Here is a 25,672-nt window from a genome sequence, read left to right on the forward strand (position 1 = left end):
AATATTTCGTCGGGAAGCATTAATTTTGCAAAGATTACGCAGAGTAAGAAGATTATGAGTGAAGAAAAAGAACTGATTAATGTATACGGTGCCCGTGTACATAACTTGAAAGATATAGATGTCGAAATTCCACGGAACAGCCTGACGGTGATAACCGGATTGAGCGGAAGCGGTAAATCGTCTTTGGCATTCGATACCATCTTCGCCGAAGGGCAGCGGAGATACATTGAGACCTTTTCCGCATATGCCCGTAATTTCCTGGGAGGGTTGGAGCGCCCGGATGTGGATAAGATTACAGGACTCAGCCCGGTAATTTCCATCGAACAGAAAACGACAAACAAGAATCCCCGCTCTACCGTGGGGACTACGACAGAGATATACGATTATCTCCGTTTGCTCTATGCCCGTGCAGGAGTTGCTTATTCTTATCTTTCGGGAGAGAAAATGGTGAAATATACCGAGGAACAGATCATCGGCCTGATTCACCGGGATTATCAGGGTAAGAAGATATTCATGCTTGCCCCGTTGGTACGTACCCGCAAGGGGCATTACAAAGAACTTTTCGAACAAGTGCGCAAGAAAGGTTATCTGTATGTCCGCGTGGACGGCGAGGTGCGCGAAATTGTACACGGCATGAAGTTGGACCGTTACAAGAACCACGATATCGAAGTCGTGATAGACAAGCTGGTCGTATCGGAAAAGGACGACAAACGGCTGAAACAGAGCGTTGCCACTGCCATGCAGCAGGGTGAGGGGCTGATTATGATTTATGATGCCGATACCCGGGAGGTGCGCCATTACAGTAAGCGGTTGATGTGTCCTGTCACCGGACTGTCTTATAAAGAGCCTGCCCCTCATAATTTCTCGTTTAACTCTCCGCAGGGAGCCTGCCCCCGTTGTAAGGGGCTGGGGTATGTGAATCTGATTGATGTGGACAAAGTGATTCCCGACAGGAATCTTTCCATTCACGAAGGAGCCATCGCTCCTTTGGGCAAATATAAAAATGCCATGATTTTCTGGCAGATAGAGGCCCTGCTTGAAAAATATGATTTTACGATCAAGACACCGGTCAAGGATATGCCGGATGATGCGATAGACGAAATACTCTATGGCTCGGATGAGCGTATCAAGATAAAGAGCACCTTGATTCATACCTCTTCCGATTACTTTGTAACTTATGAAGGGATTGTGAAGTACATCCAGATGATGCAGGAGAAAGATGCGTCGGCCACTGCCCAGAAGTGGGCGGAACAGTTTGCCAAGACTGATGTTTGTCCCGAATGCAAGGGCGCGCGCCTGAACAAGGAGGCGTTGCATTTCCGTATCCACGACAAGAACATCTATGAACTGGCAAGCATGGATATCAACGAACTGTATGACTGGCTGCAACAGGTCGATCCTTTTCTGGAAGACAAGCAGCGCATGATTGCCGCCGAGATTTTGAAGGAGATCCGTACCCGTCTTAAGTTTCTGTTGGATGTGGGACTGGATTATCTTTCACTGAACCGCACCTCGGTATCCCTTTCGGGAGGCGAGAGCCAGCGCATCCGTCTGGCAACTCAAATCGGCTCCCAGCTGGTGAACGTGCTTTATATTCTGGATGAACCGAGTATCGGATTGCACCAACGGGACAACCTCCGCCTTATCAACTCCTTGAAGAAGTTGCGTGACACAGGTAACTCTGTCATCGTGGTGGAGCATGACAAGGATATGATGCTGGCGGCAGACTATGTGGTTGATATGGGACCGAAGGCAGGCCGTTTGGGTGGGGAAGTAGTATTCCAAGGAACTCCGAAACAAATGCTTCAGACAGAAACACTTACCTCTAAGTACTTAAACGGACAGATGAAGATAGAGATACCGGCCGAACGCCGTCCCGGTAACGGGAAATCCTTATGGCTGAGAGGGGCGAAGGGAAACAACCTGAAGAATGTGGATGTGGAATTTCCTTTGGGAAAACTCATTTGCGTCACAGGGGTGTCCGGCAGTGGCAAATCCACGCTGATAAACGATACCTTGCAGCCCATCCTGTCACAGCATTTCTACCGTTCTTTGCAGGAACCTCTGCCCTATGACAGTGTGGAGGGACTGGACTATATAGATAAGGTGGTGAATGTAGACCAGTCGCCGCTGGGCAGGACACCGCGTTCCAATCCGGCCACCTATACAGGAGTATTCTCGGATATCCGGAATCTGTTTGTCGGTCTGCCCGAAGCGAAGATCCGTGGCTATAAGCCGGGGCGTTTCTCGTTCAATGTAACCGGAGGACGCTGCGAGGCTTGCGGCGGTAACGGATACAAGACTATCGAAATGAATTTCCTGCCCGATGTGCTGGTACCTTGCGAGGTTTGTCACGGCAAACGATATAACCGCGAGACGCTGGAAGTGCGCTATAAGGGTAAATCCATAGCCGATGTACTGGACATGACCATCAATCGTGCTGTAGAGTTCTTTGAGAATGTGCCTCAGATTCTGAATAAAATCAAAGTGCTGCAAGAGGTGGGGTTAGGATATATTAAACTGGGACAGCCCTCCACCACCTTGTCGGGCGGAGAGAGCCAGCGTGTGAAACTGGCTACGGAACTGTCCAAGCGTGATACCGGCAAAACGATGTATATTCTGGATGAGCCTACTACCGGGCTTCATTTCGAAGATATCCGTGTGCTGATGAATGTACTGAACAAACTGGTGGAGAAAGGCAATACCGTTCTGGTTATCGAACATAACCTGGACGTGATCAAACTGGCGGATTATATCATCGATATGGGTCCCGAAGGCGGAAGGGGCGGAGGACAGGTGCTTGCTGCCGGAACTCCTGAGGAAGTGGCCGGAAGCAAGAAAGGATATACCCCGAAATTTATAAAAGAAGAATTGGAAAATTAACCGGCATACCAGCAATGAAAGAGAAAATAGCTAAAACCAACGTAGCCCGTCTGCTTGATAAGGCCAAGATAGCATACGAGCTTATTTCATACGAAGTAGACGAGAACGACCTCAGCGCTGTTCACGTTGCCGCCAGTTTGGGCGAGAACATAGAACAAGTCTTCAAGACTTTGGTGCTTCATGGGGATAAATCCGGATATTTTGTCTGTGTCATACCCGGCGAGCACGAGGTGGATTTAAAAATGGCGGCAAAAGTCTCAGGTAACAAGAAATGCGACCTGATTCCCATGAAAGAGCTGCTTCCCCTGACAGGATATATCCGGGGAGGATGTTCTCCCATCGGCATGAAAAAGCATTTCCCCACCTATATACACGAGACTTGCATCGCATTCCCGTACATTTATATCAGTGCCGGTATCCGCGGATTACAGATAAAAATAGCGGCCGATGACCTGATAAAAGAAACGAAAGCAGAGATTTGTTCCCTTTTCACCGAATAAATATGCCAAAAAGAGTCACATTTGTGGCTCTTTTTTTTTCAGATAGACTAAAAGTTATATCTTTGCAAAAAAAGAATACTAACTATTAATTAAATCTTTATCAACTATGTTTGAAGGACAGCCTAAAGGCTTATACGCATTAGCTCTCGCCAATACCGGCGAACGCTTTGGTTATTACACCATGCTTGCTATTTTCACTCTCTTCCTGCAAGCGAAATTCGGCTTTACAGCCGCCACGACGTCAACAATCTTTGCCAGTTTCCTGGCAGGAGTGTATTTCATGCCGCTTATCGGAGGTATCCTGGCCGATAAATTCGGTTATGGCAAGATGGTTACTACCGGTATCGTTATCATGTTTGCCGGTTATGTGCTGCTGGCTATCCCGATGGCAACCAATATCGGATTGTATTCCATGTTCGGCGCTCTTGCCCTGATTGCTTTGGGAACCGGACTTTTCAAGGGAAATCTGCAAGTAATGGTAGGTAATCTGTATGATGCTCCTGAGTATAGCGCGAAACGTGATACCGCTTTCAGTTTGTTCTATATGGCAATCAACATCGGCGCCCTGTTCGCTCCGACTGCCGCTACTGCCATGACCAACTATGTGTTGGGCAAAGCAGGCTTCAGCTATGTGCCCCAGATACCTTCTTTGGCACACCAGTTCCTGGACGGTACGATTACCGCCGAAGGTGAGGCCACACTGACTGCCATGCAGACCGCACAGAATTTCACAGGAAGTATGGCTGATTTCTGTACTACCTATATTGATAAATTGTCTGAAGCCTATAATTATGGTTTCGGTGTAGCTTGTATCTCACTGGTTGCCTCTATGGCTATTTATGTTATTTTCCGTTCTACATTCAAACATGCCGATTACAACTCCAAGCAGGCTAAACCGGCCAATGTACACGAAGAAGAGCTGACTCCCGCACAGACCAAAGAACGCATCGTCGCTTTGTTACTGGTATTCGCTGTGGTTATTTTCTTCTGGATGGCATTCCATCAGAACGGTCTTACCATGACCTTCTTCGCCCGTGACTACACGGCACATGAGGTAACCGGTCTGGATCGCCTTGGCTTCAGCGTATGGAATCTGGCTCTGCTTATTGTAACCGTTTATGCAGGTTTCTCACTGTTCCAGTCCAAGACAGGCAAGGGCAAATTGATTTCAGGCGTTATTGCTACCTTGGCTCTTGTGGTTTTAGGAGTCAATTATGGTACTATGGACCCTACATTGCCTATCCTTCCTCAGATTTTCCAACAGTTTAACCCCTTCTTCGTTGTCGCTCTGACTCCGGTATCACTGGCAGTATTCGGTTCATTGGCAAAGAAAGGAAAAGAGCCATCAGCTCCGCGTAAAATCGGTATCGGTATGGTGATTGCCGCAGTAGGTTTCATGTTGCTGGCATTCGGCTCATTCGGTCTGCCTACTCCTGCCGAAGTAGAAGCCAATGGTATTGCCGAGAGCGCGTTGGTTTCACCCAACTGGCTGATCTCGACTTATCTGGTATTGACTTTTGCCGAATTGTTCCTGTCACCGATGGGTATCTCATTTGTTTCCAAGGTAGCTCCTCCCAAGTATAAAGGCGCTATGATGGGACTTTGGTTTGTGGCTACTGCTATTGGTAACTATCTGGTAGCTATCATCGGTTATTTGTGGGGTGATATGCAGTTGTGGATGGTATGGAGTGTATTGATTGTGTGCTGCTTGCTTTCCGCATTGTTCATCTTCTCTATCATGAAGAAACTGGAAAAGGTTGCGAAATAATTCCCGCCTATATTATATATGAAAAAGAAGCCCGCTTAACCAATCAAGCGGGCTTCTCTTTTTTTATAAATTACAGAAGAAGGATACGAAAACAGGAACACTCATATCAATCAGTATTCCGTGGAATATGGCCAGGGGAATCATGTCTTTTCCCGAATAACGTGTGATGGATGGCAGCAATACATCCATCGAGTTCACTCCGGCAGCCGAGATAGGAGCCAGCTGTCCGAAATATTTCCGTATGAGCGGAGCACCGAGCAATGCCATCATCTCTCGGAAAATATTGGCCAGTAACGCAATGGTTCCCAATTCGGTGGCCAGTTGTAATCCGATAGACGGTTCCTTGAACTGTGTGATCAGGATGGAGGATAGTGAATAATAGGCAAAGCCGCTGCCCACCGCCATACAGTCGAATACACTCCATTGGCTTAATAGCAGGCTGGCCAGTGCCGAGAAAAGCAAGGTTCCCGCAATGGTAGCCATCGGTACCAGGAGCATTTTCAGCCGTAAGCTTTTAATCAGTTCTTTCAATTTCTTATTGCTGCCTATGCTGATTCCTACTTGGAGCATCAGTGCATAAAGCACATACATGGAAACAGAGTGCATGTCATACTGGAAATTATTGACAGCTCCAATCATACATCCTGCACAAAAAAATGCGACAACAACCAAACTGCCTTTCATTGTTTGCCTCCTTTCTTAAAAAACAGATGAAATACCAGAAAAGAAGCTAGCATACTGCCCAAAATGCTTAATGTAGCCAATATAGCCGCCTGCCATCCGAATCTGCCTAAATTGTTAATGATTAAGCTGTTGGAGCCGATAGAGATTCCCAAAACAAACAGCAGCAGGAAGATAGTGAGTGATGTACTCTTTTCTATTTTCTGTAAAAACTGCAAGTTGCGCAATACATATCCTATACCGATACCAACAAACATAATAGATATAATAGTAAACATAGCAATCAATTTTTTTAGTAAAACATATACAACCCGACGGTTTCACCGAATGAGAACCATCATGCAATATATCTTTCATCGGGCACGTGTGTGGGTAGGATGAAAGTTGGGTAATAAATTACGTGTGAGTGGAAATCTAAACAAATCCGCTGAACCAATGTACATGCACAATGAAGTGATTACACAGGGGGGTATTTCCCGATGTAAGGTGATGTATGCTGTATGTAGTCTGTAATTGGTTCATATCATTGATTCATTTGCGGTGCAAAGATAATCCTTTTATGTATATTTTCAAAATAAATATTCATAAATCTTCTTCTGTTACCTTTGGACGGATATAGCGTGTGTTTTAACATAGGATCATTTATTGGGAATTTATCTCCGAATTCTGGCGATAAAAAATATTCATTAATTGCAGGGGATAAGAACTTTATCTTTTCTGGAGAATTATACTTTTTTCTTGAATTGAATGTGCTGTGTAAGTGTTTGTGTACTAGTTGTTTATATTTGTTTGAGATAAAAATGAAGATAATGTCATAATTGGTGGCAATTATCTATACACCCTATTGATATTTTTTGTTTCTTTGTAATCTATTTATATACTAACACACCAAAGGAATGGATTACACCGAACAGTTTATCCGGCTGAATTGCAGTTTGATGTCGGATTACAAAATGATGAAGCTGAATGCCGAAATGAAATGCATGGGAATAGGATTATATATTCAAATGATATTGTTCCTGCGAAGGCAACAGGAATACAAACACGATTTTAACGAACTGGATTTGTTGGCTGAACAATGGGGGGCTACAGTGGAAGATCTGCAGCATCTCATTAAAGACTTTAACTTGTTTGTCATAACGGAGGACGGATATTTCCGATGCCTGTATCTGGATGAGGTGATGGGTTATCAGAATAAGCTTTCGGAGCAACGTGCCGCCGCCGGTAGCAAAGGCGGAAGAAGCAGCAAGAAAAAGACTGTGCAGACAGCTGAAAAAGTAATCACTTCTACTGTCCTCACGGCAGCGGATAAAGAAGCGAATGACGATGCAGGCAATAAGGAAAACAACACGGAAAGCAATGCGGAAAACAGTGTAAAATGCATGAAAAACACGATTGAAAAAAGTGATGATGAAAATGTAACCGAAAACACACTGCAATGCATTGATAATGAATGTGTTAATGGGGATTTGCAAGCAAGCTTTAAGCAAAACTTTATAAGAGAAGAAAAGAATAGAGAAGAGAAGAAAAAGAAAGATGATGTTAACATCATACAAAGAAACATCGGCATCGGCAACAACATGTTTTTTTGCTATGAAAAAAATGTCAGGGTAACACTTCGACAGAAACGCTATATCAATGAGATTTTCCCTATCCGGGTTCGGGTGGATACACCACGCACGATTCCGGATTTGGAAGAAAGAGGAGTTGGACCGCCCATGGATAAATGCATATCGTATCTTTGTTGAATGCTATTTGCCTCCCCAGGTACGCGCCGTTAATCACGGAAGATATGGATCTTTCACGTGTAAGATGCTATATCTTACAGCTGTAAGATTATAAATCTTTCACCTTCATCGTCTGGACATTGCGAAAGAGTTCAGCCGGTCTGTGCGTGGTGGAATATAACCGTCTGCCGCTTGTTTTCACGAATACCGTCTGGGGTATCTCAAGAAGATGCTCAGCAGGGCAAATATCCCGATGGCTACCGGATAGTACAAGTATTCGATAATGCTCAAAGGAGACAGGGAAGCCAGTTTGGCAGCAATCAGCATTTGTGCTCCGTAAGGGATGATTCCCTGGATGACACACGAGAAAGTATCCAGAATACTTGCACTCTTGCGTTTGTCCACCCTGTAGCGGGTAGCGATATCGTTGGCAAGCGGTCCCACTGTGATGATGGCTATCGTATTGTTGGCTGTGCAGAAATTGGCGATACTCACCAAAGCCGCGATGCAAAGTTCGGCTCCGCGTTTGCTGTTGACATGTTTGGTCAGTTTTTGGATGATATAGTCCACTCCGCCATTAAAACGGATCAGTTCCAGCATACCGCCTGCCATCAAGGTGATGATGATGAGCTCACCCATCCCGGTGATCCCTGTGCCCATGGAGCCGAGCCAGTCGAACAGGCCGATGCTCCCCGTGAACAGGCCGATCACTCCCGTTGTGGCGATGCCCAGTATCAGTACGAGTGCCACATTCATACCTGCTATGGCGGTTCCCAACACAACCAGGTAGGGGAGGATTTTGATCCATTCCACCGACTGGATGTCGTGGGTGGTCATCACGTCCATCCCTCTGAAAATATAGTAGCCGAAAACCATCAGAGCGGCCGGAAGGGCTATCATGAAGTTTACCCGGAACTTGTCACGCATGGCGCATCCCTGGGTACGGGTGGCGGCGATGGTGGTATCCGAGATGAATGAAAGGTTGTCGCCGAAGAAGGCTCCTCCCACCACGATACCTGTCATGAAGGCCAGGTTCATGTCGGTTTTCTCTGCGATGCCTGCTGCCACGGGGACTAGTGCCACGATGGTTCCTACCGAGGTTCCGATGGAGAGTGAGATGAAACAGGCAGCCAGGAAGATGCCTGCCAGCAGCAGATTGTCCGGCAGCAGAAGAAGCGTAAGGTTGACGGTCGCGTCAATGGCCCCGATATCTTTGGCACTTTGGGCGAATGCGCCTGCCAGGATGAAAATCCAGATCATCAGCATGATGTTCTTGTTGGCTGCGCCGATGGAATATTGCAGCATTCGCTCATTCAGGCTCAGGCCTTTGGTGATGCATACCGCATAGACCGAGGATACCATGAAAGCAATCGTGATGGGGACTTTATAGAAGTCGTTTACAATGATGGAGGTCACCAGATACAGGCATAGAAATACCAGCAGTGGACTGAGTGCCCATAGACTGGGCTTATTGGTTATTGGAGTTAATTTTTCACCGTTCATGAATTTGTATTTTATAAAATGAGGTGCAAAGTTACAAAAAGACTTGCTGTATAACAATATATGGGGGAAAAAGGTCACAGCCCCACCTTCGTAACAGGGAAGGCAGGGCTGTAAGGGTATTGGGAAAGTTGGGGATAAAATTGGATTATAGTGTCACGCCTGTCTTGAAGATGGCGATTTCACGATAATTCTTCTTTTCATTGTTTACCGGTTCTCCGCTGGCAACACGGATGATATAGTCTATAAAGCGTTCGCAGGTCTTTTCCATCGGTTCGTTTTCTACGATGACTCCGGCATTGAAGTCAATCCATCCCGGTTTGTTTTTAGCCAGAGTGGAGTTGGTGGAAATCTTCATGGTAGGAACAAACGTACCGAACGGAGTACCGCGGCCGGTAGTGAAGAGCACCATGTGACAGCCGCAGGAGGCGAGGGCGGTGGCAGCTACCAAATCGTTGCCCGGTGCGGAAAGCAAGTTCAAACCTTTCACTTTCAGGCGGTCGCCATAGCCCATAACTCCGTCAACGTATGCTTTGCCGCATTTTTGGGTACATCCCAACGCTTTGTCTTCCAGGGTGGAGATACCACCTGCCTTGTTGCCCGGTGACGGATTTTCGCCCACTGGTTCGCCGTGTGACAGGAAATATTCCTTAAAGTCATTAATCAGGTGTACGGTCTGCTCGAACAGTTCCTTGGTGCGGCAACGGTTCATCAGGATGGTTTCCGCACCGAACATTTCGGGAACCTCCGTCAGTACGGAAGTACCGCCCTGTGCAATCAGGAAGTCGGAGAACATACCCAGCAACGGATTGGCGGTGATACCTGAGAAGCCATCCGAACCGCCGCATTTCAAGCCTACACGCAGCTCGGACAAAGGAACATCCTCGCGTACATCGGTCTTGGCTTTGGTGTACAGTTCACGCAGAATCTTCATACCCTCTTCAAATTCATCCCCCACTTTCTGGGTTACCATGAACTTTACGCGGTCTGTGTCGTAATCGCCCAGAAACTCGCGGAAAACATCCGGCTGGTTGTTCTCGCAGCCCAGACTGACAATCAGTACGGCTCCTGCATTAGGATGCAGAATCATGTCGCGGAGAATTTTCTTGGTATTCTCGTGGTCATCGCCCAGCTGTGAACAGCCATAGTTGTGAGGGAATGCCACGATAGCGTCCACACCTTCGCAGTTGGTTTCGCGGCGTAACGCTTCGGCCAGTTGTCCGATGATACCGTTTACACAACCCACGGTGGGGATAATCCATACCTCGTTACGGATACCTACATCACCGTTTTTGCGGCGGTATCCTTTGAACGTCAGGTCTTTCTTCGGGATATTGAGGTCTACGCTGACCGGATTGTAGGTGTAATCCAACAGTCCGGCAAGGTTTGTCTTTATCTGGGTTTCATTGATCCAGCGTCCTTGTTCCACGGCAGTCACGGCATGGCCGATGGGGTAACCATACTTGATGATATTCTCGCCTTGGGCGAAATCTTTCAGTGTCACCTTATGGCCGGCAGGCACGTCTTCCTTCAACGTGATGGCATGACCGTCTACCGTGATGGCCTCGCCTGCTTTTAAATCCGAGATAGCCACCACTACGTTATCAGCCGGATTGATTTTCAAATACTTTGTTTCCATTTCTATTTTTAGTTATCAGATTTACTTTTTATGCGCATCCAGATAGAAATCCACGTTCTCCACCGAAAGCAGGATGATGGGCATGTAATTGCATTGTTTCACCTCTTTCTTGAAGATCAGGTGATTGCACAGGCTCTCTACGCCGCTGTATCCTTGTGCGGTAGGTTGCTGAGCAATCAGGAAATCCACTGCGCCCTCTTTCAGACAAGAGACGTTCCGGTGTAATAAATCGTACCCAATCAGTTTGAAATTTTTCATGTTGTGTCCGATGAGATATTCTCCTATAATGTACACTTTCGAGTTGAAAGTGATGCCGCACGTAACCTGTGGGTTCTCTTGGAAAAAGCGGTTCATCAGCGCCTCGTCCTCGTCCGGACGCTTGGCGTAGAGGTTCAGTTCCACTATCTTGCAGTCGGGAAAATGCTCCTGCATATATTTTCTGAATCCTTTTTCACGGTTTTCCTGCTGGTTTGATCCCAGGCGGCCTTCGTTGATTTGTCTGAAGATAACGATTTCTTTGGGACATTCTCCCAACATCATGGCCATGCGGGCGGCAAAGTATCCGCTTTGGTCGGATTTCTGCCCGAAGAATGCCAGCGGGTTCAGACTGGCCACGTTGGAGTCTATAAATATATAAGGTATTTCCCGTTCTTGTAACTTGTCGGTGAATCTGGCCGTCATCTCAGGAATAGTGGGGGCGAGCAATACGCCGTCCGGCTCTTGTTTCAGTATTTCCTCACCGGCATTGATGAAGGAGGAATATTCATATTGGTCATAGTACATCACGGACAGGGTGATGTGGAAATCCGAAAAGGTTTCTACGGCTCTTTTCATTCCCAGTTCCACATCGGTCCAGTAATCGCCTTCCTTGTGCTGTGGCAGCAGGCAGACAAACAGATACTTTTTGTTGGATGCCAATGCGCTGGCATACATATTGGGCTGGTAATCCAGTTGCTTCAATATTTCTTCCACCCGTTTCCGGCTGGCTTCGGATACCCCTGTGCGGCCATGCAATACACGGTCTACTGTGCCGACTGACACATCTGCCAGGCGCGCGATATCCTTGATTCTGATTCTTTCGGGCAGTTTATTCATACCTTAATTATATATATTGTGCTCGTGCACACTGATAATTTATTTTTTTTCGATACAAATATATAACAATTTTTGGTTTTAAAAAAATAAATAGTACCTTTGTGCACGCACACGGATGAATTATTTGAGTGGTCTGTTGAGTACAAGGTTACGATGTGATTCGTCTATGGATATGTAAACCAGTATTTTAATTGGGTTGAAAGTTAAACGAATAAATATATAACAATTTAAAATCACGAAATTATGGGAAAAGTAGTAACCTTAGGTGAAATTATGTTGAGATTGTCAACTCCGGGAAATACACGTTTTGTACAGTCGGATTCATTTGATGTTGTTTATGGCGGTGGTGAAGCGAACGTAGCGGTGAGTTGCGCGAACTACGGTCACGAAGCTTATTTCGTAACTAAATTGCCGAAACACGAAATTGGACAGTCTGCTGTGAATGCATTGCGTAAATATGGTGTGAAGACCGATTTCATCTGTCGTGGTGGCGACCGCGTAGGTATCTATTATCTGGAAACAGGAGCTTCCATGCGTCCTAGCAAAGTAATTTATGACCGTGCCCACTCGGCTATCGCCGAAGCCGATCCTTGCGATTTCGACTTTGACGCTATCATGGAAGGTGCGGACTGGTTCCACTGGTCGGGTATCACTCCGGCTATTTCTGACAAGGCTGCCGAACTGACCAAACTGGCTTGTGAAGCTGCAAAACGTCATGGCGTTACGGTATCTGTAGACTTGAATTTCCGCAAGAAACTGTGGACAAAAGAAAAAGCACAGTCTATCATGAAACCGTTGATGCAGTATGTAGATGTATGTATAGGTAACGAAGAAGATGCCGAACTTTGTCTGGGCTTCAAACCGGAAGCGAATGTGGAAGCCGGTGAAACCAATGCGGAAGGTTACAAAGGAATCTTCAAGGCTATGGCAAAAGAATTCGGCTTTAAATATGTGGTTTCTACCTTGCGCGAATCATTCTCGGCTACTCACAACGGCTGGAAGGCTATGATTTATAACGGAGAAGAATTTTATGAATCAAAACGCTATGACATCAACCCGATTATTGACCGGGTAGGTGGTGGCGACTCATTCTCCGGAGGTATCATTCACGGTCTGCTGACCAAACCGAATCAGGGTGCCGCCCTTGAATTTGCTGTTGCCGCTTCTGCTTTGAAGCATACTATCAACGGTGACTTCAACCTGGTATCTGTAGATGAAGTGGAAGCATTGGCCGGTGGCGATGCCAGCGGACGTGTACAACGCTAAATTTGTTTTTTATAGGAACACGAATGACGCAAATAACGCAAATTTTTGATACATGTTTTATTTGTATCATTTGTGTTCCTATCTTTCATTTAAACTAAAATATAACATTATGGCTCGTTTTGATAAAATAGCAGTGTTGGACAAGATTGGTTCAACCGGTATGGTTCCTGTATTCTACCATAAAGATGCAGAAGTGGCAAAGAAAGTGGTGAAAGCTTGTTATGACGGCGGAGTTCGTGCATTCGAATTTACAAACCGTGGTGACTTTGCTCATGAAGTGTTTGCGGAAGTTGTGAAATACGCGGCAAAGGAGTGTCCTGAAATGGCTATGGGAGTAGGTTCTATCGTTGATCCTGCTACTGCCGCTCTTTACTTGCAATTGGGTGCTTGCTTTGTGGTAGGTCCGTTGTTCAATCCTGAAATCGCTAAAGTGTGCAACCGTCGTTTGGTGGCTTATACTCCGGGATGCGGAAGTGTGTCCGAGGTAGGTTTCGCTCAAGAAGTAGGTTGCGATCTTTGCAAAATATTCCCGGGTGATGTATTGGGAGCAAAATTGGTTAAAGGTCTGCTGGCTCCGATGCCTTGGTCTAAACTGATGGTAACCGGTGGTGTGGAACCGACTCAGGAAAATCTGACTTCTTGGATTAAGGCAGGTGTGTTCTGTGTGGGTATGGGTTCTAAATTGTTCCCTGGCGACAAGGTAGCCGCGGAAGACTGGGCGTATGTAACGGCAAAATGTAAAGAAGCATTGGGCTACATTGCGGAAGCCCGTGCAAATAAATAAGAAAAAGATCAGCTCATGCCCGCAAGGGGTTAGTGAATTAGGGCGTGGGTATCATTTTGTTTAAAGGTGTATATAAAATGGGTAAGGGCCATCGCGAAGTGGATTCGCGATGGCTTTTCACTTTCCGGCGGGTGCTTGAGGCGGGGCGTTGGCAAAAATATTCTTGTAAAGATTGGTAGATAGAATAAAAATGTGTTCTTTTGTACCGTTTCTTAAGAAATAAAATGAAGCGTTTAATCTAAAACACACAAAAATGAAAAAAGCATTATTAAAGGTGGCCGTCATGCTGTTATGCTTGGCGGGGGTAACTCCTGCAATGGCCCAGTTTAATTTGAAGAAGGCAGTGGGGGGAGCCGTGAAGGCTGCAAAGGCGGTGACTTTGACCGATGAGCAGATGACAGAGTATGTAAAGGAGTACATTGACTGGATGGATAAGCATAATCAGGTTTGTGCAGACGATGATCCGTATACTGTCCGTTTGAAAAAACTGACTGAAGGGTTGACCGAAGTGGAAGGGATGCCGCTGAATTTCAAAGTATATTATGTGATTGATGTAAATGCGTTCGCCTGTGCAGACGGTAGTGTGCGGGTATTCTCTTCATTGATGGATATCATGACAGACGAAGAACTGTTGGGGGTAATAGGCCATGAGGTAGGCCATGTGGCACACAAGGACTCAAAGAACGGCTTCCGTACCGCATTGCTGACATCGGCATTGAAAGATGGTATTTCATCACAAGGAGGAAAAGCGGCTGCTCTGACAGATTCCCAGTTGGGTGACTTGGGAGAGGCATTGGTCAATGCTACTTATTCACAAAAACAGGAACGCGCCGCCGATGATTACGGTTACGAATTTCTGAAGAAAGCAGGTAAGAATCCTTGGGCGATGGCATTGTCATTCCAGAAATTGAAAAAATTGCAAGAAGAGGCAGGAGCAAAGAAAAGCAGCAAGCTGAATCAGTTGTTCTCTACTCATCCCGATCTTGACGCACGTATCCAGCGTATGGAAGAACGTGCTACAAGCGAAGGTATTGAAAAACCTGCAAACACGATGGGGGAAACAGGGAAATAAATGGTTTCCGGCAATGTGGATATACACATAATAGAGGGTGTCCGTTTCAATGGCGGACACCCTCTTCTTTTTTTGGGAGATTTTTTTGCATGACCTTATCTTGCCTCCCGGCGGGATAAAATCTGAATTTATTATGAGAGAAATCCTTATTGGGAGAAAATCAAAGTCCAAAGTTCAGGTTAAAAGAATCAAGTGTTCTTTTTCGTCTAGATTATAGAAGGAAATCTCTTGGCACAAAGATACGCTTATTTTAATGGTTGACGAATTCCCTGTAGGGTTATATCATAGCTAGATTTCCTAAAATGATGGCAAAAATTCCTTTTTTCTTTCTGATACTTTGCCTCCTCTTTACATCGTGATATGTGCTATGCGTTGTAAATCAGATTGTTAATTATGTATATTGCTTCTGGACTGTGCAATAACAGGGTGGTTTAATATAAGTGAAAATCACTATCTTTGTATAAACCAACAGAAAGAAATGCACAAAACAGTTTAGCCATGATGAATTACGCATACGATACATCTTTGCAGGAAACGATGATACTGACTGAAGCGTTTCACACAGACAGGGTCATCTGTGACAATGGTAGTCTGTATAAGTTTATATGGGTCCAGGAAGGCAAACTGACATTGATAGTAGACCATGTGGAAATAGAGATGGAGCAGGATGAAATCATCTCTGTGAGTAATCTTCACCGCACGGAGTTCAAGAATGTATCGGGCAGGTATCTTGCTCTTCTTTTCAACGAGAATTTTTACGGCATTTACAAGCACGAGAAAGAAGTATCGTGCAGCGGAGTGCTGTTTAACGGAACTTCCGGTATAGTGCATCTGCGGCTCCCGATAGCCGATTCCGAACTGTTGCACGAGGTGGTGGACAGAATGGTTACCGAATACATCCTGCGGGATAACCTGCAGGGAGAAATGCTCCGCCTGCTGTTGAAACGTTTCATCATTCTGTGTACCCGGCTGGCCCGTAAGCAGTTGTCCGGCTTTCCGGTTAATGAAAAAGGTTTTGACATCATCCAGCGTTATTATGTGTTGGTGGACAATCACTTCAAGGAGAAAAAACAGGTACAGGCATATGCTGCTTTGTTGCATCGTTCTCCCAAGACGCTTTCCAATTTATTTGCCGCCTACGGTATGCCTTCCCCTTTGAAGATTATACAAGAACGAGTGGTGACCGAAGCGAAACGGCTGTTGCTGCATACCTCGCACAGCATCAAAGAGATATCGGTGATTTTGGGCTTTGAAAGTGTGGGTACTTTCAGCCGCTTCTTTAAGAATATGACGGGGGAAAATACCTCGGCATACCGGAAAAGACTGCAATAACAAGAACCGGTCCTTGTTGCTGTTGATTTTGATAAGAACAGGGGCTTTTCCCATGCCTTATGCAGTTATTCTGAAACAGTATCCGTTATCTGATTAAAAAAACAAGCGTCAAAACTTTCTATCTATCTAATTTTCTTGTAAATTTGCACCTTAATTTTTGGAAGGCATTGCCTTTTAGTTAGAGAATACAAGAAAACGATATAAAATTATGAGTAAGAAATTTGCTGAACACTCGCAACTCAACCTATCACAGGTCAATAAAGATGTGCTGAAGAAGTGGGATGAAAACGATGTTTTCGCCAAGAGTATGACAGAACGTGAAGGATGTCCTTCTTTCGTGTTTTATGAAGGACCTCCCTCGGCCAATGGTATGCCGGGTATTCACCACGTGATGGCGCGTACCATTAAAGATACTTTCTGCCGCTATAAAACCATGAAAGGGTTCCAGGTAAAGCGTAAGGCCGGATGGGATACTCACGGACTGCCTGTGGAACTGGGTGTGGAAAAGGCATTGCATATCACCAAAGAGGATATCGGAAAGACCATTTCTGTTGCCGAGTACAACGCAGCTTGCCGTAAGGACGTGATGAAGTTTACCAAAGAGTGGACAGACCTTACTCATAAGATGGGTTACTGGGTGGATTTGGAGAATCCCTATATCACTTATGACAACCGCTATATTGAAACGCTGTGGTGGCTCTTGAAGCAGCTTTATAACAAAGGTCTGTTATATAAAGGCTACACCATCCAGCCTTACTCTCCGGCTGCCGGAACAGGATTGAGCTCGCACGAGCTGAACCAGCCGGGCTGTTACCGTGATGTGAAAGACACCACTGTGGTAGGACAGTTCAAGATGAAGAATCCGAAACCCGAAATGGCGGAATGGGGAACGCCTTATTTCCTGGCATGGACCACTACTCCGTGGACATTGCCTTCGAATACGGCATTGTGCGTAGGACCGAAAATAGACTATGTGGCTGTGCAGACTTACAACGGATATACCGGGGAAAAGATGACCGTAGTGTTGGCGAAAGCTTTGCTCTATACTCACTTTAACAAGAAAGCGGAAGAATTGGCGCTGGAAGACTATAAGCCGGGTGACAAACTGATTCCGTTCAAAGTAGTGGGTGAATATAAAGGACCGGATCTGGTAGGCATGGAATATGAACAGCTTATTCCTTGGGTGAAACCGGTGACAGTGGATGAAAACGGGAAATGGCAAGAAGCGGCCGGTGAGGCATTCCGCGTTATTCCCGGTGACTATGTAACTACCGAAGATGGTACGGGTATCGTACATATCGCTCCGACATTCGGTGCAGACGATGCTTTTGTGGCACGTGCGGCAGGTATTCCTTCTCTGTTCATGATAAACAAGAAGGGGGAAACCCGTCCTATGGTGGATCTGACTGGTAAATTCTATCTGTTGGACGAACTGGACGAGGCTTTCGTAAAGGAATGTGTGGACGTAGAGAAATATAAGGAATATCAGGGCCGGTGGGTGAAGAATGCTTATGATCCTCAGTTTACTGTAGATGGCAAGTACGATGAAAAAGCTGCCGCTGCCGCCGAATCACTCGATATCTATATCTGTATGATGATGAAAGCCGCCAACAAGGCGTTCAAGATAGAAAAGCATGTACACAATTATCCGCACTGCTGGCGTACTGACAAACCGGTGCTCTACTATCCGCTGGACAGTTGGTTCATCCGGTCTACCGCAGCCAAAGAGCGCATGATGGAACTGAACAAGACTATCAACTGGAAGCCGGAATCTACCGGAACAGGCCGTTTCGGCAAGTGGCTGGAAAACTTGAATGACTGGAACTTGAGCCGTTCTCGTTATTGGGGAACTCCGCTGCCTATCTGGCGCAGTGAAGAAGGAGAGGAGCTTTGTATCGGTTCCGTAGAGGAATTGTATGATGAAATAGAAAAATCAATAGCTGCCGGATTTATGACCGTCAATCCTTATAAGGAAAAAGGTTTTGTTCCGGGCGAATATAACGGGGAGAATTATGACAAGATAGACCTTCACCGTCCGTATGTGGATGATATCATCTTGGTATCTGAAAGCGGCAAGCCGATGAAACGTGAGGCGGACTTGATTGATGTGTGGTTCGACTCCGGTGCGATGCCTTACGCGCAGTTGCACTATCCGTTCGAAAATAAGGAAATTGTGGACAACCGCACTTATTATCCTGCGGACTTCATTGCAGAAGGGGTGGACCAGACCCGTGGCTGGTTCTTTACGTTACATGCTATCGCTACGATGGTATTCGACAGTGTGGCTTACAAGAACGTAATCTCTAACGGCTTGGTTCTGGACAAGAACGGAAACAAAATGTCAAAACGTCTGGGCAATGCGGTAGATCCGTTCGGCGCTATCGAACAGTATGGCTCCGATCCTTTGCGTTGGTACATGATTACCAATTCTTCTCCGTGGGATAACTTGAAATTTGATACCGACGGGGTGGATGAGGTTCGTCGTAAATTCTTCGGTACTTTGTATAATACCTATTCGTTCTTCGCACTTTATGCCAATGTGGATGGCTTCGCTTATCAGGAAGCGGAAGTGCCGGTAAATGAACGTCCGGAGATAGACCGTTGGATTCTGTCTGTTCTGAATTCATTGGTGAAGAACGTGGACGCTTGCTACAACGATTACGAACCGACCAAGGCGGGACGTTTGATTACAGACTTCGTAAATGATAATTTGAGTAACTGGTACGTGCGCTTGAACCGTAAACGTTTCTGGGGTAATGCCATGTCACAGGATAAGCTGTCCGCTTATCAGACATTGTATACTTGTCTTGAAACAGTGGCCAGGCTGATGGCGCCCATCGCTCCGTTCTATGCCGACCGGTTGTATACGGATTTGATTGCGGCTACAGGTCGTGACACCGTGGCTTCTGTACACTTGGCCAAGTTCCCGGAATGTAATGAGGCATTGATAGACGGAGAACTGGAAGCGCGTATGCAGATGGCTCAGGATGTTACTTCTATGGTATTGGCATTGCGCCGCAAAGTCAATATCAAAGTGCGCCAGCCTTTGCAGTGTATCATGGTTCCGGTGGTGGACGAAGAGCAGAAAATGCACATCGAAGCCGTAAAAGACTTGATTATGAGCGAAGTGAACGTGAAAGAAATCAAGTTTGTAGACGGAGCCGCAGGCGTATTGGTGAAAAAGGTGAAATGTGACTTTAAAAAACTCGGCCCGAAATTCGGCAAACAGATGAAAGCTGTCGCCGCAGCCGTAGCCGGAATGTCGCAGGAAGCTATTGCCGAATTGGAGAAAAATGGTAAATATACCTTTGTGCTTGATGGTGCGGAAGCGGTTATCGAAACAACGGATGTGGAGATTTTCAGTGAGGATATTCCGGGATGGCTGGTTGCCAATGAAGGTAAACTGACTGTGGCCTTGGAGGTTACCGTAACCGAAGAACTGCGTCGTGAGGGGGTTGCCCGTGAATTGGTAAACCGTATACAGAATATCCGTAAGAGCAGTGGTTTTGAGATAACGGACAAAATAAAAGTGGCATTATCTAAAAATCCTCAAACCGATGATGCGGTAAATGAATATAATACTTATATTTGTAACCAGGTTCTTGCTAACTCCCTGGAATTAGTGGATGAAGTGAAGAACGGTACAGAATTAAATTTTGATGATTTCTCACTTTATGTGAGTGTCGTAAAAGAATAATTAACCTTTTAAAACTAAGTTATATGGCTGAAAAAACTAGATATTCAGATGCGGAACTGGAGGAATTCCGTGCCATTATCATGGAAAAACTGGAATTGGCTCAGCGTGACTATGATAGACTGAAAAGTAGTATCATGAATAAGGACGGTAATGATACGGACGATACTTCTCCTACTTATAAAGTTTTGGAAGAAGGTGCTAATACATTGTCTAAAGAAGAAACGACCCGGTTGGCGGCACGTCAGCTGAAGTTTATTCAGGGGTTGCAGGCGGCATTGGTACGTATCGAGAACAAAACTTATGGTATTTGCCGTGAAACCGGCAAGTTGATTCCGAAGGAAAGGCTTCGTGCAGTACCTCATGCAACACTGAGCATTGAGGCAAAGAACGAAGGAAAGAAATAAAATAGTGGTTAATGGTTAGTGATTAATAGTTAATGAGTTTCACTGTCATGTTACAGTATTAACCGCTAACGGCTAATCATTAACCATTAATTAATTTTCAATTTAATAAATGAAGAAACTACTCACCAAAGGGCAGCTCTCTGTTCTTATCGTCTTTGCAGTTCTGATTATCGACCAGATAATAAAGATATTGGTAAAGACCAATATGTACTGGCATGAGAGTATCCGCATAACAGATTGGTTTTATATCTATTTTACAGAAAATAACGGCATGGCTTTCGGTATGGAAATATTCGGAAAGTTATTCCTTACTACCTTCCGTATTGTAGCTGTGGGATTGATTATCTGGTATCTGGCAAAAATAGTGAAACAGAATTATAAGACTGGTTATATTGTATGTATCTCTTTAATTTTGGCAGGGGCTATCGGTAATATTATAGACAGTGTGTTCTATGGCGTTGTTTTTAATGAAAGTACTCATAGTACCATCGCTTCTTTTGTTCCGGTAGGTGAAGGGTATTCGGAATGGTTGCATGGTAAGGTGGTGGATATGTTCTATTTTCCCATTATTGAAACCAACTGGCCCGAATGGATACCGGGAATAGGAGGGGAACATTTCATATTTTTCAGTCCGATATTTAATTTTGCCGATGCTGCCATCAGTTGCGGTATTGTGGCGTTGTTGTTATTTTACGGTAAGTATCTGAATAAGAATATTCACCCGTCAGCAGAAGAAATTAAAGAATAAATGATGCGTCGCAGGAATATTACTTGGGTGTGGCTGCTGGGTGCGGCTTTTATGGTGGGGTGTGGCAAGCAAGTGCCTGAAGATATTATCCAGCCGGACAGGATGGAGAATATCTTGTACGATTATCATTTAAGTATCTCCATGGGCAATAATCTGAGTTATTCTGATAATTATCAAAAGGAGGCGTATAAGAATTATGTCTTCGAGAAGTATCATATTACTGAAGCTGATTTCGATTCGTCCATGGTGTGGTACACACGTCACACGGAGGAACTTGCCGGTCTTTATAAAAAGGTGGGGGAACGCTTCCGCAGTGAGAAAAAACGCATGCAGGAGTTGCTGGCGTTGCGTGAGGATAAACCGGCTGCATCGTTGCCGGGAGATACTGTGGATGTATGGTATGACCGTAAGCTTTATTGGCTGACAGATGTTCCGTTGGCGAATAAGGTGACTTTTGAGATTCCCGCCGATAGTAATTTCAAAGCAAAGGATGCTTTCCTGTGGTCTGCTGATTATATATTCCTTTCGGAAGGGGAACGGAGAGCCACTATGGGGTTCAATATTTTGTTTGATAATGATTCTGTGGTGGGGCGTGTGAAGGATATCACGTGTTCCGGTGTGCAGACTTTGTATATAAAGCCTGATTCTGCTTTTGCCATCAAGAGTGTGAGCGGATTTATTTACTATATGGATAGTGATTCGTCAACGAATAAGCCGGGACTGATTATCAATAATATTGCTTTGACCCGTTATCATGAACCGGTAGATACAATGACAGTTGCCGGAAAAGATAGTTTGGCTGTGGAACAGCGTGTTGGAACTGATTCGGTGGTAACAGAGAAGAAAGCAGATTCGATTCAATCGGTGGATATCAGGAAAAATGTTCCCGTCCGTATGAATCCACGTGAAATGAAGGAGAATAATGCGGCAGATCATTCTCACTCAGATCGTCCTCAGAGAATCAAGCGCAGAAATTAATTATCTTTTGTGGGTATGAGACGTTTTGCTTGTCATTATCTTTATGTTTCGGCGGATGGCTGTTATTCTAAATATGTAGTGGAGTTGGAAGACAGCGGTAGAGTGCGTGCATATTTTCCATTGAAGGAGGAGCTTAGTGCGACACAATGGATAGGCGGAGTGATTATTATTTCTCCGATGTATGGGCTGGAGATTTGTTCCGGAGAGAAGTTTGCTGATTTCCTGCACCGTGCCATGCTGGAAACAGGATGTGAACAGCCTGTATATGCATGGCATATAGCTGATTTTGATTTGCCGGGAAAGGAGTTTACAACGGGAAGCAGACTGGTACGTTTATAATATATGCTTAGGGTAGCGTTATAGTATTTCCCATTCAGAAATTGTTACATATACCGATGGAAATATGAATTTTAAGGCAATAAACGTCTTCTGAACTCCGAGCAAACCACTGCTGTGGCAATTGCCACATTCAATGATTCGGAGGTTTCCCGTTCTTGAGGATAATTGGGAATATATAACTTCTTGTTTATCAGTTTCTCTACTTCAGGGCTTACTCCTTTTCCTTCATTTCCCATGACAATCAATCCATGGGCCGACAGGGATTCTGTATAAATAATGTTCCCGTTTAAAAAGGTGCCGTATACAGGAATATCGGTCAGGCTTTCAATAAGCTGTGGTAAAGAACAGTAATGAACTTTTACTCTTGCCAATGCCCCCATGGTTGCCTGTACGGTTTTGGGATTATACACATCTGCTGTTCCTGTCGAGCAGAAGATATGTTCAATGCCAAACCAGTCTGCCAAGCGGATAATGGTTCCCAGATTCCCTGGGTCTTGTACATCGTCCAGCGCCAGGCATAGAGAACTTTTAATAACTTCCGGATTTAAATCATAAGAAGGTTGTACAAAAACGGCCAATACCTCTTGGGGCGTCTTTTGAAGACTGGCACGTGACAACTCTTCTTGTGTTACTTCAATAATTTCGTTGGCCGTGGCAGAGTGGTTCATTTTCAGCCAATTGGAAGTGGCAATCAGTAACTTGCAAGGGAAGTGTCCCAATAAATCGCCTACCAATTTATGCCCTTCGGCCACAAAAACTTGTTCTTCTTTGCGTTTTTTTTTCAGTTCCAACGAACGGATATATTTTATTTTGTTTTTGCTCAGCATGATAATTTCTATTTAATAACAAATATTTGGAGCAAAGCTAAGAAGATATTTTCAATTAATATCTATCTTTGTAGATAAATTTGCGAAGGTTACGGATTTGTATGAAGAAAAGCGCACGCCCATATATATGCACATTTATTATAGCACTATGCACCTCGTGTTCGGTCAGTAAATTTATTCCTGAGGATAAATATTTATTGGATGAGGTCAGGATTGTATCTGAAACGAAGGAGGTGAAGCCGTCACTATTCAATTCATATATTCGTCAGAATCCTAATGCCAAATGGTTCAATTTGGTTAAGATACCTATGCGTACTTATTGCGTCTCAGGCGTGGACTCCACTAAATGGATTAATCGTTTTTTTAGGAAGATTGGTGATGCTCCGGTAATCTATGATGAATCTGTTGCCCTGAAATCCCAGGAGGAAATAGAGAAAGCGGTACGTAATATGGGGTATATGGGGGCTACTGTGCACCTGGATAAAAAAACGAGGAAGAACAAATTGAAATTGGCTTACCGTATTCATGCCGGGCATCCTTATAAGGTACGTCATGTGGTGTATGATATAGATGATTTGGTTATCAGTGACTACATGCGGCAGGTTTCTGCCCAAAGTTTGTTGGCGCCCGGTATGCTGTTTGATGTGAATGTGCTGGATGCTGAACGGCAGCGGATTACCAAATTATTGCAGAATAAGGGTTATTATAAGTTCAACAAGGATTTTTTGGTCTATCAGGCGGATACGGCTAGAAATACCTATTTGGTGGACTTGACTTTAAGATTACTTCCTTATCAGCGTAGAAAAGAAGATTTGCCGCAGAAGCATAGACAATACAAGGTGGGAGAAGTGAATTTTCTGGCGGATGATGAAATCATGTCGGTACAGGAAGGTACTTTGGAAGAATTTGATTCTTTGCGATACAAAGGATATAGTATGTATTACAAGGGAAAGGCTTTTCTCCGTCCGCAAGTGTTGGTTGATTTCAATCGTATCCGTCCGGGAGAACTGTATAGTGAACAGGATGTGCAAAACACCTATTCCAATCTGGGGCGTTTGCGTGCCTTGAAATACTCTAATATTCGTTTTCGTGAAGTGAATGGAGAAAATGGTACGCAACTGGACGCATACGTATTTTTGGCGAAGAACAAAAATAAATCCATGGCGTTTGAAGTAGAAGGAACTAATTCGGCTGGTGACTTGGGAGCGGCTGCCTCGGTTTCTTTTCAGCACCGCAATGTATTCAAAGGTTCCGAAACCTTTATGATGAAAGTGCGTGGCGCTTATGAGGCCATTACGGGATTGGGGGTGGCTTCACAGGATTATGTGAATGATAATTACATGGAGTATGGGGTAGAAAGCAGCTTGAATTTCCCTCAGTTCATGTTTCCTTTTCTATCATCGAATTTTAAAAAGAAAATTAGAGCGACTTCAGAGGTCGGCTTAAAGTTCACATCGCAAGTTCGTCCGGAATTTTCGCGTACACTGGCTTCTGCTTCATGGAGTTATAAATGGACTGACAGGAAACGTATGCAACACCGTTTGGATTTGGTAGATGTCAATTATGTATATATGCCTAGAAAGTCATCGGCTTTTCAGGAATATTTGGACAGCATGAGTCTGAGGAATTCAGCTTTGAAAGCCAGTTATGAAAATCAGCTTGTTGTGCGTACAGGGTACAGCTTTACCTATAACAGTGCAGGAAACGCCATGATGCGTACACCTACTAAAAATTCCTATTCTATTCGTGCCAATATTGAAGAGGCTGGTAATTTACTGTATGCTGCTTCCAAATTGGTTCACCCTAATCCGAAAGATGGAGAAGATTATGTGCTGGCGAATATTCCTTTTGCTCAATATGTGAAAGCAGATTTTGATTTTGCAAAGAATTTCATGATAGATCCGCGTAACTCATTTGTGTTTCATATAGGAGTGGGGGTGGCTTATCCGTATGGTAACTCTAAAATGCTTCCTTTTGAAAAGAGGTATTTTTCCGGTGGCGCGAACAGTGTACGTGGGTGGTCTGTACGTTCTTTAGGACCTGGTGTTTATAAAGGTAGTGAGGATGGGAGAATGGACTTTATCAACCAGGCTGGTGATATTAAATTGGACTTGAATATAGAATATCGTACTCATTTGTTTTGGAAATTGAATGGAGCGGCTTTTGTGGATGCCGGTAATATCTGGACTATTCGTGATGACTCCGGACAGGAAGGTGGTTTGTTCAAATTTAACGAGTTTTATAAACAGATAGCTGTAGCATACGGTTTGGGAATCCGCCTTGATCTGGATTATTTGATTTTGCGTTTTGACGGTGGCATGAAGGCCATAAATCCTGTGGAAACAGGTAAAAAGCGATATCCTGTTATCCGACCACGCTTTAGCCGTGATTTTGCTTTTCACTTTGCAGTAGGTTATCCATTTTAAAGAAAA

Annotated in this window: 20 protein-coding genes; 14 read left to right on the forward strand and 6 right to left on the reverse strand. The window is 44.8% G+C overall.

What is annotated here, in order from left to right:
- The first annotated feature begins 54 nt into the window (after positions 1 to 54).
- From uvrA to BVU_RS15360, 3 genes are all read left to right on the forward strand, one after another.
- The gene (uvrA, locus tag BVU_RS15350) at positions 55 to 2,883 is read left to right on the forward strand and encodes an excinuclease ABC subunit UvrA (protein WP_012055521.1); all 2,829 of its coding nucleotides are present in this window, start codon (positions 55 to 57) and stop codon (positions 2,881 to 2,883) included.
- 14 nt (positions 2,884 to 2,897) lie between these two features.
- Positions 2,898 to 3,383, forward strand: a complete 486-nt coding sequence (gene ybaK, locus BVU_RS15355; protein WP_012055522.1) for a Cys-tRNA(Pro) deacylase — start codon at positions 2,898 to 2,900, stop codon at positions 3,381 to 3,383.
- A gap of 106 nt (positions 3,384 to 3,489) precedes the next feature.
- Positions 3,490 to 5,151, forward strand: a complete 1,662-nt coding sequence (locus tag BVU_RS15360) for a peptide MFS transporter (RefSeq protein ID WP_012055523.1) — start codon at positions 3,490 to 3,492, stop codon at positions 5,149 to 5,151.
- A gap of 63 nt (positions 5,152 to 5,214) precedes the next feature.
- On the opposite strand, the gene BVU_RS15365 is transcribed toward BVU_RS15360, so the two are convergent.
- Together BVU_RS15365 and BVU_RS15370 are read right to left on the reverse strand one after the other, a co-directional pair.
- Positions 5,215 to 5,835, reverse strand: a complete 621-nt coding sequence (locus tag BVU_RS15365) for a lysine exporter LysO family protein (RefSeq protein WP_005846620.1) — start codon at positions 5,833 to 5,835, stop codon at positions 5,215 to 5,217.
- Positions 5,832 to 6,110: a LysO family transporter gene (locus BVU_RS15370; protein ID WP_005846617.1), complete on the reverse strand. Its 279-nt coding sequence runs from the start codon at positions 6,108 to 6,110 to the stop codon at positions 5,832 to 5,834. The genes BVU_RS15365 and BVU_RS15370 overlap by 4 nt, the downstream gene beginning before the upstream one ends.
- Positions 6,111 to 6,728: 618 nt before the next feature.
- On the opposite strand from BVU_RS15370, the gene BVU_RS15375 reads away from it, so the two are divergent.
- Positions 6,729 to 7,580: a DUF4373 domain-containing protein gene (locus BVU_RS15375; protein WP_012055524.1), complete on the forward strand. Its 852-nt coding sequence runs from the start codon at positions 6,729 to 6,731 to the stop codon at positions 7,578 to 7,580.
- Between the two features lie 177 nt (positions 7,581 to 7,757).
- On the opposite strand, the gene BVU_RS15380 is transcribed toward BVU_RS15375, so the two are convergent.
- From BVU_RS15380 to BVU_RS15390, 3 genes are all read right to left on the reverse strand, one after another.
- Positions 7,758 to 9,062: a Na+/H+ antiporter NhaC family protein gene (locus BVU_RS15380; RefSeq protein ID WP_005846612.1), complete on the reverse strand. Its 1,305-nt coding sequence runs from the start codon at positions 9,060 to 9,062 to the stop codon at positions 7,758 to 7,760.
- Between the two features lie 145 nt (positions 9,063 to 9,207).
- Entirely contained in the window at positions 9,208 to 10,698 is a 1,491-nt protein-coding gene (locus BVU_RS15385) for a UxaA family hydrolase (RefSeq protein ID WP_012055525.1), read from the reverse strand.
- Between the two features lie 21 nt (positions 10,699 to 10,719).
- On the reverse strand, positions 10,720 to 11,793 hold the full coding sequence (locus BVU_RS15390; protein WP_012055526.1) for a LacI family DNA-binding transcriptional regulator: 1,074 nt from the start codon (positions 11,791 to 11,793) through the stop codon (positions 10,720 to 10,722).
- Positions 11,794 to 12,036: 243 nt separating this feature from the next.
- Between BVU_RS15390 and BVU_RS15395 the strand changes: the two genes are divergently transcribed.
- The 9 genes from BVU_RS15395 (at position 12,037) to BVU_RS15435 (ending at position 22,413) form a co-directional block, all read left to right on the forward strand.
- The gene (locus tag BVU_RS15395) at positions 12,037 to 13,059 is read left to right on the forward strand and encodes a sugar kinase (RefSeq protein WP_005846604.1); all 1,023 of its coding nucleotides are present in this window, start codon (positions 12,037 to 12,039) and stop codon (positions 13,057 to 13,059) included.
- Positions 13,060 to 13,168: 109 nt separating this feature from the next.
- Positions 13,169 to 13,843, forward strand: a complete 675-nt coding sequence (locus BVU_RS15400) for a bifunctional 4-hydroxy-2-oxoglutarate aldolase/2-dehydro-3-deoxy-phosphogluconate aldolase (protein WP_008668653.1) — start codon at positions 13,169 to 13,171, stop codon at positions 13,841 to 13,843.
- 253 nt (positions 13,844 to 14,096) lie between these two features.
- Positions 14,097 to 14,915: a M48 family metallopeptidase gene (locus BVU_RS15405; protein WP_005846598.1), complete on the forward strand. Its 819-nt coding sequence runs from the start codon at positions 14,097 to 14,099 to the stop codon at positions 14,913 to 14,915.
- Between the two features lie 498 nt (positions 14,916 to 15,413).
- Positions 15,414 to 16,247 carry a helix-turn-helix domain-containing protein gene (locus BVU_RS15410; protein ID WP_005846596.1) on the forward strand — a complete coding sequence of 278 codons (834 nt, stop codon included), beginning with the start codon at positions 15,414 to 15,416 and terminating at the stop codon, positions 16,245 to 16,247.
- A gap of 208 nt (positions 16,248 to 16,455) precedes the next feature.
- Positions 16,456 to 19,944 carry an isoleucine--tRNA ligase gene (gene ileS / locus BVU_RS15415; protein ID WP_012055528.1) on the forward strand — a complete coding sequence of 1,163 codons (3,489 nt, stop codon included), beginning with the start codon at positions 16,456 to 16,458 and terminating at the stop codon, positions 19,942 to 19,944.
- 23 nt (positions 19,945 to 19,967) lie between these two features.
- On the forward strand, positions 19,968 to 20,348 hold the full coding sequence (locus BVU_RS15420; RefSeq protein WP_005846592.1) for a TraR/DksA family transcriptional regulator: 381 nt from the start codon (positions 19,968 to 19,970) through the stop codon (positions 20,346 to 20,348).
- 109 nt (positions 20,349 to 20,457) lie between these two features.
- Positions 20,458 to 21,096 (forward strand): lipoprotein signal peptidase, encoded by a 639-nt coding sequence (locus BVU_RS15425; protein ID WP_005853257.1) that lies wholly within the window; start codon positions 20,458 to 20,460, stop codon positions 21,094 to 21,096.
- 3 nt (positions 21,097 to 21,099) lie between these two features.
- Complete coding sequence (locus tag BVU_RS15430; protein WP_016270477.1) at positions 21,100 to 22,074, forward strand: DUF4296 domain-containing protein; 975 nt, start codon at positions 21,100 to 21,102, stop codon at positions 22,072 to 22,074.
- A gap of 15 nt (positions 22,075 to 22,089) precedes the next feature.
- On the forward strand, positions 22,090 to 22,413 hold the full coding sequence (locus BVU_RS15435; RefSeq protein ID WP_005846585.1) for a hypothetical protein: 324 nt from the start codon (positions 22,090 to 22,092) through the stop codon (positions 22,411 to 22,413).
- A gap of 71 nt (positions 22,414 to 22,484) precedes the next feature.
- Here BVU_RS15435 and BVU_RS15440 read toward each other — a convergent pair whose 3' ends face one another.
- On the reverse strand, positions 22,485 to 23,240 hold the full coding sequence (locus BVU_RS15440) for an RNA methyltransferase (RefSeq protein WP_012055530.1): 756 nt from the start codon (positions 23,238 to 23,240) through the stop codon (positions 22,485 to 22,487).
- 101 nt (positions 23,241 to 23,341) lie between these two features.
- Between BVU_RS15440 and BVU_RS15445 the strand changes: the two genes are divergently transcribed.
- Positions 23,342 to 25,666, forward strand: coding sequence for a BamA/TamA family outer membrane protein (locus tag BVU_RS15445; RefSeq protein WP_041174474.1), 2,325 nt, complete (start codon positions 23,342 to 23,344; stop codon positions 25,664 to 25,666).
- Positions 25,667 to 25,672 lie beyond the last annotated feature (6 nt).

Source organism: Phocaeicola vulgatus ATCC 8482, from assembly GCF_000012825.1.
Taxonomy (GTDB): Bacteria; Bacteroidota; Bacteroidia; order Bacteroidales; family Bacteroidaceae; genus Phocaeicola; species Phocaeicola vulgatus.

Coding starts and splice junctions, on each gene's coding strand:
- uvrA (WP_012055521.1), top strand. CDS start 55: ATGAGTGAAGAAAAAGAACTGATTAATGTATACGGTGCCCGTGTACAT.
- ybaK (WP_012055522.1), top strand. CDS start 2,898: ATGAAAGAGAAAATAGCTAAAACCAACGTAGCCCGTCTGCTTGATAAG.
- BVU_RS15360 (WP_012055523.1), top strand. CDS start 3,490: ATGTTTGAAGGACAGCCTAAAGGCTTATACGCATTAGCTCTCGCCAAT.
- BVU_RS15365 (WP_005846620.1), bottom strand. CDS start 5,835: ATGAAAGGCAGTTTGGTTGTTGTCGCATTTTTTTGTGCAGGATGTATG.
- BVU_RS15370 (WP_005846617.1), bottom strand. CDS start 6,110: ATGTTTACTATTATATCTATTATGTTTGTTGGTATCGGTATAGGATAT.
- BVU_RS15375 (WP_012055524.1), top strand. CDS start 6,729: ATGGATTACACCGAACAGTTTATCCGGCTGAATTGCAGTTTGATGTCG.
- BVU_RS15380 (WP_005846612.1), bottom strand. CDS start 9,062: ATGAACGGTGAAAAATTAACTCCAATAACCAATAAGCCCAGTCTATGG.
- BVU_RS15385 (WP_012055525.1), bottom strand. CDS start 10,698: ATGGAAACAAAGTATTTGAAAATCAATCCGGCTGATAACGTAGTGGTG.
- BVU_RS15390 (WP_012055526.1), bottom strand. CDS start 11,793: ATGAATAAACTGCCCGAAAGAATCAGAATCAAGGATATCGCGCGCCTG.
- BVU_RS15395 (WP_005846604.1), top strand. CDS start 12,037: ATGGGAAAAGTAGTAACCTTAGGTGAAATTATGTTGAGATTGTCAACT.
- BVU_RS15400 (WP_008668653.1), top strand. CDS start 13,169: ATGGCTCGTTTTGATAAAATAGCAGTGTTGGACAAGATTGGTTCAACC.
- BVU_RS15405 (WP_005846598.1), top strand. CDS start 14,097: ATGAAAAAAGCATTATTAAAGGTGGCCGTCATGCTGTTATGCTTGGCG.
- BVU_RS15410 (WP_005846596.1), top strand. CDS start 15,414: ATGATGAATTACGCATACGATACATCTTTGCAGGAAACGATGATACTG.
- ileS (WP_012055528.1), top strand. CDS start 16,456: ATGAGTAAGAAATTTGCTGAACACTCGCAACTCAACCTATCACAGGTC.
- BVU_RS15420 (WP_005846592.1), top strand. CDS start 19,968: ATGGCTGAAAAAACTAGATATTCAGATGCGGAACTGGAGGAATTCCGT.
- BVU_RS15425 (WP_005853257.1), top strand. CDS start 20,458: ATGAAGAAACTACTCACCAAAGGGCAGCTCTCTGTTCTTATCGTCTTT.
- BVU_RS15430 (WP_016270477.1), top strand. CDS start 21,100: ATGCGTCGCAGGAATATTACTTGGGTGTGGCTGCTGGGTGCGGCTTTT.
- BVU_RS15435 (WP_005846585.1), top strand. CDS start 22,090: ATGAGACGTTTTGCTTGTCATTATCTTTATGTTTCGGCGGATGGCTGT.
- BVU_RS15440 (WP_012055530.1), bottom strand. CDS start 23,240: ATGCTGAGCAAAAACAAAATAAAATATATCCGTTCGTTGGAACTGAAA.
- BVU_RS15445 (WP_041174474.1), top strand. CDS start 23,342: ATGAAGAAAAGCGCACGCCCATATATATGCACATTTATTATAGCACTA.